At 71.0% G+C, this 16,113-nt stretch carries 10 protein-coding genes; 6 read left to right on the forward strand and 4 right to left on the reverse strand.

What is annotated here, in order from left to right; translation table 11 throughout:
- Nucleotides 1-7 precede the first annotated feature (7 nt).
- The 3 genes from J7I98_RS02170 to J7I98_RS02180 are packed head-to-tail and all read right to left on the reverse strand — an operon-like array spanning nucleotide 8 to nucleotide 5,061.
- On the reverse strand, nucleotides 8-1,465 hold the full coding sequence (locus J7I98_RS02170) for a hypothetical protein (protein WP_214915217.1): 1,458 nt from the start codon (nucleotides 1,463-1,465) through the stop codon (nucleotides 8-10).
- Nucleotides 1,462-3,012: a GT4 family glycosyltransferase PelF gene (gene pelF, locus J7I98_RS02175; RefSeq protein ID WP_214915219.1), complete on the reverse strand. Its 1,551-nt coding sequence runs from the start codon at nucleotides 3,010-3,012 to the stop codon at nucleotides 1,462-1,464. The genes J7I98_RS02170 and pelF overlap by 4 nt, the downstream gene beginning before the upstream one ends.
- A gap of 33 nt (nucleotides 3,013-3,045) precedes the next feature.
- The gene (locus J7I98_RS02180; RefSeq protein WP_251020039.1) at nucleotides 3,046-5,061 is read right to left on the reverse strand and encodes a hypothetical protein; all 2,016 of its coding nucleotides are present in this window, start codon (nucleotides 5,059-5,061) and stop codon (nucleotides 3,046-3,048) included.
- 322 nt (nucleotides 5,062-5,383) lie between these two features.
- Here J7I98_RS02180 and J7I98_RS02185 point away from each other — a divergent pair, with 322 nt between their 5' ends.
- The 6 genes from J7I98_RS02185 to J7I98_RS02210 all read left to right on the forward strand — a co-directional run bounded on the left by J7I98_RS02185 (nucleotide 5,384) and on the right by J7I98_RS02210 (nucleotide 15,131).
- The gene (locus J7I98_RS02185; protein ID WP_214915227.1) at nucleotides 5,384-6,955 is read left to right on the forward strand and encodes a leucyl aminopeptidase; all 1,572 of its coding nucleotides are present in this window, start codon (nucleotides 5,384-5,386) and stop codon (nucleotides 6,953-6,955) included.
- A gap of 277 nt (nucleotides 6,956-7,232) precedes the next feature.
- Nucleotides 7,233-8,621: a dihydrolipoyl dehydrogenase gene (gene lpdA, locus J7I98_RS02190; RefSeq protein ID WP_214915235.1), complete on the forward strand. Its 1,389-nt coding sequence runs from the start codon at nucleotides 7,233-7,235 to the stop codon at nucleotides 8,619-8,621.
- Nucleotides 8,622-8,674: 53 nt separating this feature from the next.
- A complete protein-coding gene (gene sucB / locus J7I98_RS02195; RefSeq protein ID WP_214915238.1) occupies nucleotides 8,675-10,447 on the forward strand; it encodes a 2-oxoglutarate dehydrogenase, E2 component, dihydrolipoamide succinyltransferase in 1,773 nt (590 codons plus the stop codon).
- A gap of 99 nt (nucleotides 10,448-10,546) precedes the next feature.
- A complete protein-coding gene (locus tag J7I98_RS02200; RefSeq protein WP_214915241.1) occupies nucleotides 10,547-11,170 on the forward strand; it encodes a GntR family transcriptional regulator in 624 nt (207 codons plus the stop codon).
- 236 nt (nucleotides 11,171-11,406) lie between these two features.
- Nucleotides 11,407-14,115 (forward strand): pyruvate dehydrogenase (acetyl-transferring), homodimeric type, encoded by a 2,709-nt coding sequence (gene aceE, locus J7I98_RS02205; RefSeq protein ID WP_214915245.1) that lies wholly within the window; start codon nucleotides 11,407-11,409, stop codon nucleotides 14,113-14,115.
- A gap of 50 nt (nucleotides 14,116-14,165) precedes the next feature.
- A complete protein-coding gene (locus tag J7I98_RS02210) occupies nucleotides 14,166-15,131 on the forward strand; it encodes a YafY family protein (RefSeq protein ID WP_214915258.1) in 966 nt (321 codons plus the stop codon).
- Between the two features lie 50 nt (nucleotides 15,132-15,181).
- Here the strand turns inward: J7I98_RS02210 and J7I98_RS02215 are convergent, their stop codons facing one another.
- Complete coding sequence (locus J7I98_RS02215; RefSeq protein ID WP_214915260.1) at nucleotides 15,182-16,105, reverse strand: SDR family oxidoreductase; 924 nt, start codon at nucleotides 16,103-16,105, stop codon at nucleotides 15,182-15,184.
- Nucleotides 16,106-16,113 lie beyond the last annotated feature (8 nt).

Here is a 16,113-nt window from a genome sequence, read left to right on the forward strand (position 1 = left end):
GGGATCCTTAGTAGCGGTGGGCGGTCGCGCGCCCCAGCCTGACGCAGACGACTGCGGCCAGCACGACGGACGCGCTGCCGGGCACGACCAGCGTGGACAGCGCGGAGTGGTACGGGCCGCCGGTGAACAGCACCAGCGTCTGGGCCAGCGCGGCCGCCCCGCACACCGTCGCCGCCGCCGTCACCGCACCGAACGCCTGGAGCAGCAGCCCCGACCACAGCATGACGCCGATCAGCAGCAGCCCGGCGCCACGGGTGGCGTCGAGCGCGGGAGCGCCGGGCCACAGCAGCGTCGCGGCGAGGGTGAGTGCGAGCAGCGCGGCGAGGTAGCCGGTGAGGCACTTGGTCAGCGTGACGGCGGTGGCCCTGCGGAAGGCGCGGGGTGTACTGCTGGCCCGCAGCCCGGCGTTGCTCCCGCTCCGGAACCGGTGCAGCAGCCATTCGGCGGGCCCCATGCTGAGCGTGAGCGCCACGGCTCCGGGCGCCGTGATGCCAGCGCCCGTGCCTCCGGCCGGCGCCTCCGCGAGCACGGCGTGCAGTATCAGCACGCCGCAGGCGAGGCCGAAGATGCCGTACGGCACGGAACGCAGCAGCGACGGGCCCCGCCCGCCGGACGGTTGGGCGCGGAGCAGTTCGCGGCCCGCCAGGGTCAGGACCGCCAGCGAGGACAGCACCAGCAGCGCCGCCCTGGCCCGGGGCGGGACGTCGTACAGCGGGGTCAGCAGGGCGCCTGCGGCCATGGGGACGAGCGCGTGGAGGAGCAGGCGTTCGCGGCCGAGGACCAGCAGGGCCGTCGCCGCGCCCTGGTACAGCGCCTGGGCCGCGGCGAACACCACCGCCCCGCCGTCGCCGGGGCCCGCGGCCGCGACGGAGACGGCGGTGCCGAGGAAGGCGCCCGTGGGGGCGCCGGCGAGCAGGGCGCGGGCGGCGGCGGGGCGGTCGCCGAAACCCAGCCAGGTGTAGGCGCGGTGGGCGAGAGCCTGGTTCCACGCCCAGCCGGTCAGCGCGCCGGCGAGCAGGACGGTCGTCCCGGCGGGCAGACCCCGCCCACCGTTCTCCCCAACGGGATCGTCGGCGACGAACGGCGCCCCCAGGACGTACGCGAGTCCCGGCAGTGCGAACACCAGGCCGCGTAGGAGGCAGGCGAGGAGGCCCGCGTGCCAGGGGGCGGCCGCCGGTGCGGCCTCCGGTTCGGGGAAGTCGCGCGGAACGCGTGCGTAGAGCTCCTCGGCCAGGGCGAAGGAGCTCTCGCGGCCGTACGTCAGGCGGATGTGCTCGTCCGTCATGCCGTCGGATTCGAGCACTGCGGCTATCTCGTCGGGGTGGACGGCGGCGGCCGTCAACTCCCGCAGCCGGTCGGTCAGTTCGTCGAGCGGATCGGCGGCGGCCCAGCGCGGGCGCTGCCTGGGTATGCGCGGCAGGGTGTCCCGGCGCACGTCCGGCGCCACCCACAGGGGCCCGCTCACGAGCCCGCCCCGTGCAGGGAAAGGTCGCTCCACCAGGGGTCCCTGAGCTCGGTCGTCCAGTCCGACGGCAGCACGGTCGCCTCCTCCTGTTCGGGTACGCCGTCCAGCTCCGCGTAAATCCGGCGGAAGCCGTCCACCGACCGCCGCAGCGTGAACAGGTCGATGACCCGCTGCCGGGCCAGCTGCCCCAGTTCCACCCGCCGGGCGTCGTCGCCCATCAGGTCGAGCACTGCCCGCGCCATCGCCTCCGGTTCGCGCGGCGGGACCACGACTCCCGTGTCGCCGACGGCTTCCCGTACGCCGCCCACATCGGTCGAGACGGTCGTACGCCCGCAGGACATGGCTTCGATGATGCTGAAGGGGAAGCCTTCGCTGATGCTGGAGAGCATCACGACATGGCCCGCCGCATAGGCGCGCGCCACGTCCGCGACGCGTCCCTCGAAGGTGATCCCGTCCGTCACGCCGAGTTCGGCGGCCAGCTTTTCCAGCTTCGTCCGGTACGCCTCGCCGCCCTCCGGCACCCCGCCGAACAGCCTCAGCCGTAACGCGGGCATGCGGACGCGGGCCAGTGCGTAGGCCCGTACGAGCGTCTCCAGGTCCTTGATCGGGTCGATGCGGCCCGCCCAGGTGAGGGTGGGGATGCCGGGCTCGGCTCCGGCGTGCGGGAAGAGGTGCGGGTCGACGCCGTTGTAGACGGTGCGGATCCGGTCGGCCGGGGCGCCGCCCCGCTCCTCCCAGCGGCGGTTGTACTGGTTGCAGGGGGTGATGAGGTCGGCCTCGCGGTAGCCCAGCGAGTTGAGTTCGCGGTAGAAGCCGAGCAGCAGTGCCTTGACCGGCCAGCGCTGGGCGCCCGAACGGTAGCCGAGGTAGCGCTCGCGCAGGTAGATGCCGTGTTCGGTGAGGAGAAAGGGGGCGCCGTCGAAGTACTTGGCGGCGAGCGCGGGGAGGGTGGCGAGGCCACTGCTGACGGCGTGCGCGACGCTGTCCGGGGGTACCTGGGCGCCCAGTGGGCGCAGCAGGTGCTCCAGGAGGTCGGTTGCGGTGAGCGCGTCGTGGAGGGTGGGTTCGGCGCGGGCGGTGGGCAGGTGGCGCATGGTCCAGACGCTGATGAGGGTCCGCAGGGCCGCCTCCGAGCGCATGGCGGTGGTCAGCCGGCCCTGCCGGGAGAGTGCGGCGAGTGCGTACAGCTCACGGCCGAAGTCGCAGCCGGCCGCCGGGTCGAGGACGGCCAGCAGGAAGCGTTCGTAACCGGCGAGAAAGCGGCGGCGCTCGCGCCCGACGAGGAGGCGCGGGATGCGGCGTACTCCCGAGCCGCCTCCCGCGCCCCCTCCCCCGTCGGCGCCCCACAGGGGGACCGTCGTGTGCCGGTAGACATTGCGCGGCAGCTCCCAGGTGACAGGCTCACGGCCGCTGCCGGTCAGCGAGACGATGTGGAAGTCGACCTCCGGCATTCCGCGGACGAGCTGGTCGCACCAGGTGCTGACGCCTCCCTGGACATGTGGATAGGTGCCTTCGGTGAGCATGCTGACGTGGAGCCCGCGGCTCATTCGTGTCCCCCCAGGACGAGTTCCAGGTGCTGGTCAGGCAGGAAGCTGCAGGGTGACGGCCTGCTGGAGCGCGTCGGGTGCGGTCCACGCCGAACGCTGTCCCGCATAGGCCGTGCCGAACACCGCCGTGCCGAGGAACAGTTGCTTACGTGTCCCCTCCGGCGCGCTCACCGGAGCCACGACCCCCGGCGCCTTCACGGTGACCGTCCTGCCGATGCGGTACGCCGTGACCCTGCCGTCGGCGAGCGCCTTGTCCCAGGCGGCGCGGCGGGCGAGCTCGGTGCCGGTGTCGCGGTGGCGCGGGTTGACGACCGGCGTGTTGTCGGCGAACAGCGCGCGGTAGTCGCCGAGGACCTGGTCGAGCACGGGGTAGAGGATCCGCTCCTCGGCCAGGTTGGACTGGTGGACGTAGTGCGGGCGCGGGTCGTTGGCCATGACATGGCCCAGCGCCGTGCGTGCCTCCTGCGGCACGATGTAGTCGGCGTAACCGGTGTCCGTGTCGAGCGGTTCTTCCAGGCAGGTCGAGCCGGGGTTGGTCTCGCAGACGCCGCTGCCCCCGTCGGCCTCTCTGCTGTAGATCCAGTTGTACTCGTCGGCCATCTCGGCGGCGGTGCCGACGTTGTAGTAGACGTTCATGGGGTGGCGCGGCACGGTGCGGGCGCTGCCGACGGCCCGCTGGACCGGCTCGCGCGAGTTGTCGCTCGCGACCCACTTCACTCCGTTGTCGGCCAGCGCGGGCCCGAGGTTGGGATTGTCGACGGGCTGCTGCGGCAGGGTCTTGAGACCCGAGTGCTCACCGGTGACCAGCTCGGTCCTGTCGACGGAGAGGCCCTTGCCGGCCGCCCAGTTGTGGTTGTCGCGGATCTGCGCGGAGATGTCGGCGCGGCTCATCCACAGGGTGGCGCCCGCCGCGTCCTTCGCGCACTGCCACGGCACGGTCGAGGTGTCCTGGACGCATCCGAGGAAGGGGTGCGTGTAGGTGTGGTTCACCCAGCGGTACGCCGCCTTGTCGGCGAGCAGTTGCGTGGTGAGCGGGTCGCTGCCGCCGTTCTCAGCCTTCCACTCCTCGCCGGCGCCCGCGTTGTAGACCATGTCGAGGGTGAAGTCGCTGCTGCGCTGCCACTGGGCGGCGAACTGCGCGTCGGCCGCGGTCATCCGGACCGGCACGGTCCCCGCGCCCTCGCCGTCGCCGCAGTCGAAGTCGCCGGGGGTGCAGTTGAGTTCGGTGTCCCAGCGGCTGTCGGGCGCGAAGACGTCGTCGATGTGCACGGAGAAGTAGTTGCGGCTCTGTCCGAGGTGGACGCCCTGGGTGAGCCATTCGACGATGCCGCGGGCCAGCAGCCGGAACTGCCGCTGGTGCCGGTTGTAGGCGAAGGTGACGACCAGCTCGCGGCGCCCGTCGTGGGCGTACTCGCCGACGAGGCTGGCCCGCCCGCCGCCGTCTCCGGCGACCGGCATGTCGAGGTAGCTGGTGAAGCCATCGCGGGGCCGGCCCGCGTACCCGTAGCTCTCGCCGACGGACGGCGAGTTGTCCTCGAACTCGACGGCCCCGTCGAGATAGCCGAAGGGCCCCGCTTTCCCGGCCGGTGTCACGGCCGCGTCCACGCCGTCGAGCGTGCCCGCGTACCCGCCGTCACTCGTGTAGTCGAGCCCGACACCGGGATGGGCCCAGCTGTACGCGTCGACCTGGCGGACGCCGAAGGTCTGCTCGTACAGGGCGAGCGCGGCCATCTCGGCGGACCCGGCGCCGAACGGGTCGGCGCTCGGCAGGACGACTCCCTGGTACTTCGCGCGCGGCCGCCCGTCAACGGTGTCGTGGAGGAACGCCGCGTCGATGACCGGTCGCCCCGGCTTGTCGAGTTCGACCACGGTGTACGGGACACCGCTGCCCTTCAGCTCCGACTCCACCGCGTCGACCGCCCCGCCGCCGTCGTCCACGACGAGCACCTTCAGGTCGATGCGCGGCACGGCCGCCGCCCCGGCCACGGTCGGCGGTGCGGTCACCGCCAGCAGTCCCGCGGCCAGCAGCAGGGCTCCGCTTCTGCCCATACGCGTCTTGTACGCCACCGCGCACCCTCCCCCTCGGTAGACCTTCCTGCGGAGGACGCGCGGAAGATCTGTGGAAATCATGCAAAGCAATGTCATGGCCACTTGCGTGATTTCCCCGAGTGTGACGCAGGCCTCATTCGGCACGCCGTAAACCTGAAAAGGACACCTCTGATGAGTGAACGGGTCGCTGCTGTGAGCGAAGGAGGCAACCGCGCGTAGGCTCACTGATGGTGCGGCCGGGCCACCAGGTACCGGCGGCGCCGGGCACGGCCGACCCCACCCCATCGGCCGAAGAACTCAACGGAAGCGAGATTTCACCACCGTGACTGCTCTCACTCTCAGCACTTCCGGCGCGGCGACGCTGCGCGCCGACGCCATCGTCGTCGGTGTGGCGAAGGGCGCTGGATCCAAGGCTGCATCCAAGTCCGGGGACTTGGTCGTCGCGCCCGGCGCCGAGGCCGTGGACAAGGCGTTCGACGGAAAGCTCGCGTCCGTCCTGGAGACCCTCGGCGCTTCGGGTGCCGAGGGCGAGGTGACCAAGCTGCCCGCCCCTTCGGGCCTCAAGGCGCCGGTCGTGGTGGCGGTCGGGCTGGGCTCGGTTCCGGAGAAGGACGAGATGTACAGCGCCGAGGCGCTGCGCCGCGCGGCCGGTGCCGCCGCCCGCGCGCTGAGCGGCTCCAAGAAGGCCGGTTTCGCGCTGCCCGTCGAGGCGGTCGAGGACGCGGAGGCCATCGCCGAGGGCGCCCTGCTCGGTGCGTACGCCTTCACGGAGTACCAGGGCACGAAGGCCGACAAGACCGAGAAGCCGGGCAAGGCCGCGGGCAACGGCGCCAAGCAGCCCCTCGCCGAAGTCGCCCTGCTCGGCACCAAGCCGCGCGACAAGGCCTTCAAGGCCGCCACGGAGCGCGCCCTCGCGCTGACCGAGGAGATCAAGCGCGCCCGCGACCTGATCAACATGCCGCCGAACGACCTCTACCCCGAGTCCTTCGCCGCCGTGGCCACGGCCGCCGGCAAGGAGCACGGCATCAAGGTGCAGGTGTTCGACGAGAAGGCGCTCGTCAAGGGCGGCTTCGGCGGCATCCTCGGCGTCGGCCAGGGCTCGGCCCACGGCCCGCGCCTGGTGAAGCTCGCCTACACGCACCCCAAGGCGGAGAAGACCCTGGCCTTCGTCGGCAAGGGCATCACCTACGACTCGGGCGGCATCTCGCTGAAGCCGGCCGGCCACAACGAGACGATGAAGTGCGACATGAGCGGCGCCGCCGCCGTGTTCGCCGCCGTCGTCACGGCCGCCCGCCTCGGCCTGAAGGTCAACATCACCGGCTGGCTGGCGCTCGCCGAGAACATGCCGTCGGGCAACGCCGTCCGCCCCGGCGACGTACTGCGCATGTACAGCGGCAAGACCGTCGAGGTCCTCAACACCGACGCCGAGGGCCGTCTCGTACTCGGTGACGCCCTGACCCGCGCCTCCGAGGAGAACCCGGACGCGATCGTCGACGTGGCGACGCTGACCGGCGCGATGGTCCTCGCGCTCGGCAACCGCACCTTCGGGATCATGGGCAACGACGAGTCGTTCCGTACCGCGATCCACGAGATCGCGGAAGAGGTCGGCGAGCAGTCCTGGCCGATGCCGATGCCCGCCGAGCTGCGCAAGGGCATGGAGTCGTCCACCGCCGACATCGCCAACATGGGTGAGCGGATGGGCGGCGGCCTGGTCGCCGGTCTGTTCCTCCAGGAGTTCGTCGGCGAGGACATCGCGTGGGCGCACCTGGACATCGCGGGCCCCGCCTACAACGACGGCAGCCCGTTCGGCTACACCCCCAAGGGCGGCACGGGCTCCGCGGTGCGCACCCTGGTGCGTCTCGCCGAGCACACCGCCGCGGGCGACCTCGGCTGACCCGCCCCGGAGTCGTCGGTACGGCCCCGGGCAGTCGTCCGGGGCCGTATGTATGCCTACGCCCGGTTTTCTGGTCTTCGACGAAATCCGTACGTCCGTACGCCCGGGTAACGTCTCAGACCCCGGCCCCGCGTCCCGCCGTCCGTCAACAAGTGCGAAGATGGGTTCTCGGCAGGACAGGGCCCCCACCACAGGGCCGAATACACAAGCGGCCGAACACCAGCCGCCGCCCGGTCATCGAAGACCGCGCCCGGCGCACATGCATGGAGGACGTGACGTGGCGAACGACGCCAGCACCGTTTTCGACCTAGTGATCCTCGGCGGTGGTAGCGGCGGTTACGCCGCGGCACTGCGCGGAGCGCAGCTGGGCCTGGACGTCGCCCTGATCGAGAAGAACAAGCTCGGCGGCACCTGCCTGCACAACGGCTGCATTCCGACGAAGGCGCTGCTGCACGCGGGCGAGGTCGCCGACCAGGCGCGCGAGGCCACGCAGTTCGGCGTCAAGGCCACCTTCGACGGCATCGACATGGCCGGCGTCCACAAGTACAAGGACGACGTGATCTCCGGCCTGTACAAGGGCCTCCAGGGCCTGGTCGCCTCGCGCAAGGTGACGTACATCGAGGGCGAGGGCCGGCTCTCTTCCCCGACTTCCGTCGACGTCAACGGCCAGCGTGTCCAGGGCCGCCACGTCCTGCTGGCGACCGGCTCCGTGCCGAAGTCGCTGCCGGGCCTGGAGATCGACGGCAACCGCATCATCTCCTCGGACCACGCGCTGGTCCTGGACCGTGTGCCGAAGTCCGCGGTCGTCCTCGGCGGCGGCGTCATCGGCGTCGAGTTCGCTTCCGCGTGGAAGTCCTTCGGCACCGACGTCACGATCGTCGAGGGCCTGAAGCACCTCGTACCGGTCGAGGACGAGAACAGCTCCAAGCTCCTGGAGCGCGCGTTCCGCAAGCGCGGCATCAACTTCTCGCTCGGCGCCTTCTTCGAGAAGGCCGAGTACACCGCCGACGGCGTCAAGGTCACCCTGGCCAACGGCAAGGAGTTCGAGGCCGAGGTACTGCTCGTCGCGATCGGCCGCGGCCCCGTGTCGCAGGGTCTCGGTTACGAGGAGCAGGGCGTCGCGATGGACCGCGGCTACGTCCTCGTCGACGAGTACATGCGGACGAACGTGCCGACGATCTCCGCCGTCGGTGACCTCGTCCCGACGCTCCAGCTCGCGCACGTCGGATTCGCCGAGGGCATCCTGGTGGCGGAGCGTCTGGCCGGTCTCAAGACCGTTCCGGTCGACTACGACGGTGTGCCGCGCGTGACGTACTGCCACCCCGAGGTCGCTTCCGTCGGCATCACCGAGGCGAAGGCCAAGGAGGTGTACGGCGCGGACAAGGTCGTCGCTCTCAAGTACAACCTCGCGGGCAACGGCAAGAGCAAGATCCTGAAGACCGGTGGCGAGATCAAGCTCGTCCAGGTCAAGGACGGTGCCGTGGTCGGCGTCCACATGGTCGGTGACCGTATGGGCGAGCAGGTCGGCGAGGCTCAGCTGATCTACAACTGGGAGGCGCTGCCGGCCGAGGTCGCGCAGCTCATCCACGCACACCCGACGCAGAGCGAGGCGCTCGGCGAGGCCCACCTGGCCCTGGCCGGCAAGCCGCTCCACTCCCACGACTAGTTCAGTCCGGGCGCGACGACCACTTCCGCAATTCGTAAGGAGCAACAGAAACCATGCCGGTTTCCGTAACCCTTCCGGCGCTCGGCGAGAGCGTCACCGAGGGCACTGTCACCCGTTGGCTGAAGGCCGAGGGCGAGCGCGTCGAGGCTGACGAGCCGCTGCTCGAGGTGTCGACCGACAAGGTCGACACCGAGATCCCGGCCCCCGCCGCGGGCATCCTCTCGTCCATCAAGGTCGCCGAGGACGAGACCGTCGAGGTCGGCGCCGAGCTGGCCATCATCGACGATGGCACGGGCGCGCCCGCTGCCGCTCCCGCCCCGGCTGCTGCCGAGGCCCCCGCCGAGGCTCCGGCCCCGGCTGCCCAGCCTCAGCCCGAGGCCGCCCCGGCGCCCGCCGCCGAGGCCCCGGCCCCGGCTGCCGCCCCGGCCGGTGGCGCCGCCGGTACTGACGTCGTGCTGCCCGCACTGGGCGAGTCGGTCACCGAGGGCACCGTCACCCGCTGGCTGAAGCAGGTCGGCGAGGAGGTCGCGGAGGACGAGCCGCTGCTCGAGGTCTCGACCGACAAGGTCGACACCGAGATCCCCTCCCCGGCCGCGGGCACGCTGCTGGAGATCCTGGTCGGCGAGGACGAGACCGCCGAGGTCGGCGCGAAGCTCGCCGTCATCGGCGCCGCGGGCGCAGCCCCGGCCGCCGCCCCGGCTCCGGCCGCTGCTGCTCCGGCTGCCGCTCCGGCTCCGGCCGCTGCTCCGGCGCCCGCCCCGGCTCCGGCTCCTGCCGCCGCCGCTGTTGAGGCTCCGGCTCCGGTCCAGGCCCCGCCCGCCGCTCCGGCTCCGGCTCCCGCTGCCGCCCCTGCGGCTCCGGCTCCCGCCCCCGTCACCCCTGCGGGCGAGGCGGACGGCGCGTACGTGACCCCCCTGGTCCGTAAGCTCGCTGCGGAGAACGGCGTGGACCTGTCCACGGTCAAGGGCACCGGCGTCGGTGGCCGCATCCGCAAGCAGGACGTCGTAGCCGCCGCGGAGGCCGCCAAGGCCGCCGCTGCCGCTCCGGCTCCCGTCGCCGCCGCCCCCGCGGCCGCCTCGAAGGCTCCGTCCCTCGAGGTGTCCCCGCTGCGCGGCCAGACGGTCAAGATGACCCGCATGCGCAAGGTCATCGGCGACAACATGATGAAGGCCCTGCACACGCAGGCCCAGCTGACCTCGGTCGTCGAGGTCGACATCACCAAGCTGATGAAGCTGCGCAACCAGGCGAAGGACGCGTTCGCCGCCCGCGAGGGCGTCAAGCTGTCCCCGATGCCGTTCTTCGTCAAGGCCGCGGCCCAGGCACTGAAGGCCTACCCGGTCGTCAACGCCCGGATCAACGAGGACGAGGGCACCATCACCTACTTCGACACCGAGAACATCGGTATCGCGGTGGACTCCGAGAAGGGTCTGATGACTCCGGTCATCAAGGGTGCGGGCGACCTCAACCTGGCCGGTATCTCGAAGAAGACGGCGGAGCTGGCCGGCAAGGTCCGCGGCAACAAGATCACCCCGGACGAGCTGTCCGGTGCGACCTTCACCATCAGCAACACCGGCTCGCGCGGTGCGCTGTTCGACACGGTCATCGTGCCGCCGAACCAGGTCGCCATCCTGGGCATCGGTGCCACGGTCAAGCGCCCGGCGGTCATCGAGACCGCCGAGGGCACCGTCATCGGCATCCGTGACATGACGTACCTGGCTCTCTCCTACGACCACCGTCTGGTGGACGGCGCCGACGCGGCCCGTTACCTGACGGCCGTCAAGGCGATCCTGGAAGCGGGCGAGTTCGAGGTCGAGCTCGGCCTGTAACACTCGTCTCACCAGCGAGCGCGCCCCCGTCCGGAGACCTCTGGACGGGGGCGCCGCCGTATTGTCTAGGAGACTCAACACGGCTTGAAGGAGCGCTTCATGACCCCGCCCGTCGTCCACTCGCTGCGCGAGCAGATCCGCGAGCACATCGTGGAGGGGATCGTCAGCGGGCGCTGGAAGCCGGGCGAGCGGATCGTGGAGCGCCGGATCGCGACCGAGCTGGAGGTCAGCCAGACGCCCGTACGCGAGGCGCTGCGCGAGCTCGAGTCCCTGCGCCTCATCGAGTCGGCGCCCAACAAGGGCGTACGGGTGCGGAATCTGACGGCGGCGGACCTGGAGGAGAGCTACCCGGTACGGGCGGGCCTGGAGCAGATCGCGGCGGAGCTGGCGGCGTCCGCCCTGGCGGACGACTGCTCGGCGCTGGAGCCCCACGTAGCGGCCCTCTACGAGGCGGACCGCGCGGCGGACGGCACGGCGCAGGTCCGCCACACGGTCGGGTTCCACCGCGAGCTGGTCCGGGCGGCGAACAACAGCGTGCTGCTGCACACCTGGGAGGGCCTGGGCATCGAGGTCTTCACGGCGCTCTCCATCCGGTGGCTGGGCACGGTCCAGAAGTCGTACGCGGAGGAGCACGAGGCACTGGTGCAGGCCTTCCGCCGCCGCGACCCGAACATCGGCAACCTGGTCAAGGCCCACGTCCTGGGCTGCGCACCGCGCGCGTAACGACGCGGCACCACCCATCCGCGCCCGAATTGCCGCATAAGCCCCCGGCACCCCGTGCCCCATTTCGCGGCACGGAATGCCAATTTCGGCCTGCGGACAAGTTTTTCGCCGCCAGGCTTTGATCGATCATCGATCAGCCGCTTACAGTCGACGGCGGGTCCACCAACCCACGCCCTGTCCTGCCAGGCACGGCACCCCTTTTCTCCACCCCCCCTCCTGTCCGGAAGGCGGCCATCATGACCGACCCCGTAGGCATTTCTCCGAGCGAGCTCGACCAGCTCCCGGACCGTGACACCGAGGAGACCGCCGAGTGGGCGGCCTCCCTCGACGCCGTCACCAAGGCCGCAGGCCCGCAGCGGGCGGCATACCTGATGCGCCGCACCCTCCAGCACGCCGAAGGCGCCGGGCTCGCCCTGCCCAAGCTGCTGGAGACCGATTACGTCAACACCATCCCCACCTCCGCCGAGCCCGCGTTCGACGGCGACGAGGCGATGGAAGCCCGGATCACCGCCTGGAACCGCTGGAACGCGGCCGCGATGGTCACCCGCGGCTCCCGCTTCGGCGTCGGCGGTCACATCGCCACCTTCGCCTCCGCGGCCTGGCTGTACGAGACCGGCTTCAACCACTTCTTCCGCGGCAAGGAGGGGGACGGCTCCGGCGACCAGCTCTACATCCAGGGCCACGCCTCCCCCGGCATCTACGCCCGCGCCTTCCTGGACGGACGCCTCAACGAGGGCCAGCTGGACCGCTTCCGGCAGGAGTCCGGCGGCGACGGCCTGCCGTCGTACCCGCACCCGCGGCGCCTGCCCTGGCTCTGGGAGTTCCCGACCGTGTCGATGGGCCTCGGCCCGCTCTCCGCGATCTACCAGGCGCGCTTCAACCGCTACCTCGAGAACCGCTCCATCAAGGACACCTCCAACTCCCACGTCTGGGCCTTCCTCGGCGACGGCGAGATGGACGAGCCCGAGGCCACCGCGGCCCTCGCACTCGCCGCCCGCGAGCAGCTCGACAACCTGACCTTCGTCATCAACTGCAACCTGCAGCGCCTCGACGGGCCGGTCCGCGCCAACTTCCGCGTCGTACAGGAGCTGGAGGGCCAGTTCCGCGGCGCCGGCTGGAACGTCGTCAAGTCGCTGTGGGGCTCCGCCTGGGACGAGCTGTTCCAGCTCGACACCAAGGGCGCGCTGATACGCCGCCTGCGCGACGTACCGGACGCACAGTTCCAGACGTACGCGACCCGCGACGTGGCGTACATCCGCGAGCACTTCTTCGGCGCCGAGCCCGCGCTGGCCGAGCTGGGCAAGCTGCTCACCGACGCCAAGATCGCCGAGTGCTTCCACACCTCCCGCGGTGGCCACGAGGCCCGCAAGGTGTACGCGGCGTACAAGGCGGCCGTGGAGTTCAAGGGCGCCCCGACGGTGATCCTCGCGCAGACCGTAAAGGGCTACACCCTCGGTCCGGGCTTCGAGTCGAAGAACGCCAACCACCAGATGAAGAAGCTCTCCGGCAAGGAGTTCCGCGCCATGCGGGACCTGCTGGAGCTGCCGATCCCGGACGCGAAGCTGGACGAGGAGCTCGTACCGTACGGGCACCCCGGCGCCGACTCCCCCGAGGTCCGCTACCTCCAGGAGCGCCGCGCCGCTCTCGGCGGCCCCGCCCCGGCCCGCCGGGTGCACGCGGTGGCCCTGCCCGAGCCCGCCGACCGCGCCTTCAGCGCCCTCCTCAAGGGATCGGGCAAGCAGGAGATGGCCACCACCATGGCCTTCGTACGCCTGGCGAAGGAGCTGATGCGGGACAAGGAGACCGGCAAGCGCTGGGTGCCGATCGTCCCGGACGAGGCCCGCACCTTCGGCATGGAGTCGCTGTTCCCGTCGGCCGGTATCTACTCGCCGCTGGGTCAGACGTACGAGCCGGTCGACCGCGACCAGCTCATGTACTACAAGGAAGCCAAGAACGGCCAGATCCTCAACGAGGGGATCACCGAGGCCGGTGCGATGGCCGACTTCATCGCCGCGTCGACGTCGTACGCGACGCACGGCGAGCCGATGATCCCCTTCTACATCTTCTACTCGATGTTCGGCTGGCAGCGCACGGCCGACCAGATGTGGCAGCTCGGCGACCAGCTCGGCCGCGGCTTCATCGTCGGCGCGACGGCCGGTCGTACGACCCTGACGGGCGAGGGCCTCCAGCACGCGGACGGCCACTCGCACCTGATCGCGTCCACGAACCCGGCGTCGCTCAACTACGACCCGGCCTTCGCGTACGAGATCGCGGTCATCGTCAAGGACGGTCTGCGCAGGATGTACGGCCCCGAGGCCGAGAACGTCTTCTACTACCTGACCGTCTACAACGAGCCGAAGCAGCAGCCCGCGATGCCGGCCGGCGTCGAAGAGGGCATCGTCAAGGGCCTCTACCGCTTCAGGGAGGCCGCGAACTCCCCCAAGCTCTCGACTTCGCTCGAGCAGGGAGGTGCCCCCACCTCCGAGACCCCGCGCATCCAGCTGATCGGCTCCGGCACGGCGATCCACTGGGCACTGGAGGCGCAGGAACTCCTCGCCGCCGACTGGGGCGTGGCGGCCGACGTCTGGTCCGCCACCTCGTGGGGCGAGCTGCGCCGTGACGCGCTGGAGTGCGACGAGGCGCTGCTGCGCGGTGAGATGCGTACGCCGTACGTCACCCGCGCGCTCGAAGGCGCCGAGGGCCCGGTCCTCGCGGTCAGCGACTGGATGCGTCAGGTCCCGGACCAGATCAGCCAGTGGGTCGAGCAGGACTACTCCTCGCTCGGTACGGACGGCTTCGGTCTCTCCGACACGCGTGAAGCGGCCCGCCGCCACTTCGGCGTCGACCCGCAGTCGATCGTGGTCGCCGCACTGGCCCAGCTCGCCCGCCGCGGCGAGGTGCCCGCCTCGGCGGTGAAGGAAGCCCGCGAGCGTTACGGGCTGTAGGGCTCAGGCCGTAGCGGCCGTCTGTCGGTGGCAGCGTGCATGATGACGTCATGCGCGCTGCCCGGCTGATCAAAATGGTCCTCCTGCTCCAGTCCCGGCCCTCCATGACCGCGGGCGAGCTGGCGCAGGAGCTCGAAGTCTCCGAGCGGACCATCACACGGGACGCGCAGGCCCTTTCCGAGGCGGGCGTTCCGGTGTACGCCGACCGGGGGCGGGCCGGTGGTTTCCGGCTGATCGGCGGGTACCGGACCCGGCTCACCGGCCTCGCCCGCAGTGAGGCCGAGGCGCTGTTCCTGTCCGGACTGCCTTCCGCGCTGCGGGAGATGGGGCTTGAGGACGCCGCGTCCGCCGCCCGCCTGAAGGTGTCGGCGGCGCTCATGCCGTCCCTGCGGGACGCGTCCGACTCGGCGGCGCAGCGTTTTCATCTGGACGCGCCCGGCTGGTACCAGGAGCCGGAGACACCCGACCTGCTGTCCGCGATCGCGGAGGCGGTCTGGGACGACCGGATTATTACGGCCAAGTACGGGCGGCCGGACCGTGAGGTGGAGCGGGAGCTGGAACCGTACGGCCTCGTGCTCAAGGCCGGTGTCTGGTATCTGTGCGCCCGCGCGGACGATGACTTCCGGGTCTACCGCCTGGACCGGTTCGCCGCTGTGGCCGTCGCGGAGGAACGTTTCGTACGGGACGAGCACTTCTCTCTGTCCGACTTCTGGGAGGAGCGGGCCGCCCAGTTCGCCCGGTCGATCCTGCGCACCGAGGTGGTGGTGCGCCTGACGGACGCCGGCGCCCGGCGGCTGCCGTACGTGACGGATCAGGCGGCGGCGCGCGAGGCGCTGGCGGCGGCAGGGCCGCCGGATGGGGAGGGCCGGGTCACGGTCACGCTCCCCGTCGAGTCGGCGGAGGTGGCTTTCAGCCAGCTCCTGGCGCTGGGGCCGGAGCTGGAGGTGCTGGAGCCGGTAGACCTGCGCGCGAGGTTCGCCGATGCGGCCGACCGTATGCGCGGGCTCTATCGCTGACTCAGCCGCTGTCGGCCGTCAGCGGTAGTCGGCGGCGGCGGGGCCGGCCGTCAGCGGTAGTCGCTCGCCGGGGCGTCCTTGCCGCCGAGCGTGACCTCCGTGATGTACGCCCAGGCGTCCGGGCGGCTGCCGTCGGCGTCCGTGAAGCCGTACTCCCGCGCGAGCTGTCCGCTGGAGAGCGACTGGCCGTTCCAGCGGGCCCGGTCGGGGTCGGAGGCGACGGCCGCCACGGCCCGGCCGACATAGACCGGCGACTCGGCGATCACGAATTCGGGGACCTTGGCGATGGCGTCGCGCCAGTTCTCCTCCGTGACGCCGAAGTTGTCGAGCATCTCCTCGGAGCGCAGGAAGCCGGGGGTGACGCAGACCGCCGTGCAGCCCACGTCCTTGAGGTCCTCGGACAGGGCGAAGGCCATCCGGATCGGCGCGTTCTTCGCGAGGTCGTAGTAGAAGTTCTCGCGGAACCTGCGGTTGTACTCGGCTGTCCCGTCCGTCATTTCGACGACAAGACCGCCCCTGTTCCGGATCAGCAGCGGCAGCGCGTAGCTGCTGGTGATGACGTGGGTCTTCACCCCGAGCTCCAGCATCCGCAGTCCGTGCTTCAGCTCCGTGTCCCACATTTTCTTGCCGAATTCGAGCAGATGGTCACCGCCCCAGATGTCGTTGACCAGAATGTCCAGCCGCCCCCGCTCCCGGTCGATCCGCTCGATGAGCGCCTTGACCTGGTCTTCTTCCAGATGGTCGGTCGGTACGGCGATGCCCTCGCCGCCCGCGGCCTTGACCAGTTCGGCCGTCTCCTCGATGGTCTCGGTCGTCCGCCCGACCTCGCTGACCTTCTCGCGGGTGGTGCGCCCGGTCACGTACACCGTCGCGCCCGCCGCCCCCAGCTGCACGGCAATCGCCCGCCCCGCACCCCGGGTCGCCCCGGCGACCAGTGCGATCCGGCCCTGCAGTGGTGCGTTCTGCTCGGTCATGCGTTCTC

Source organism: Streptomyces sp. ISL-98, from assembly GCF_018614055.1.
GTDB lineage: Bacteria > Actinomycetota > Actinomycetes > Streptomycetales > Streptomycetaceae > Streptomyces > Streptomyces spiramyceticus.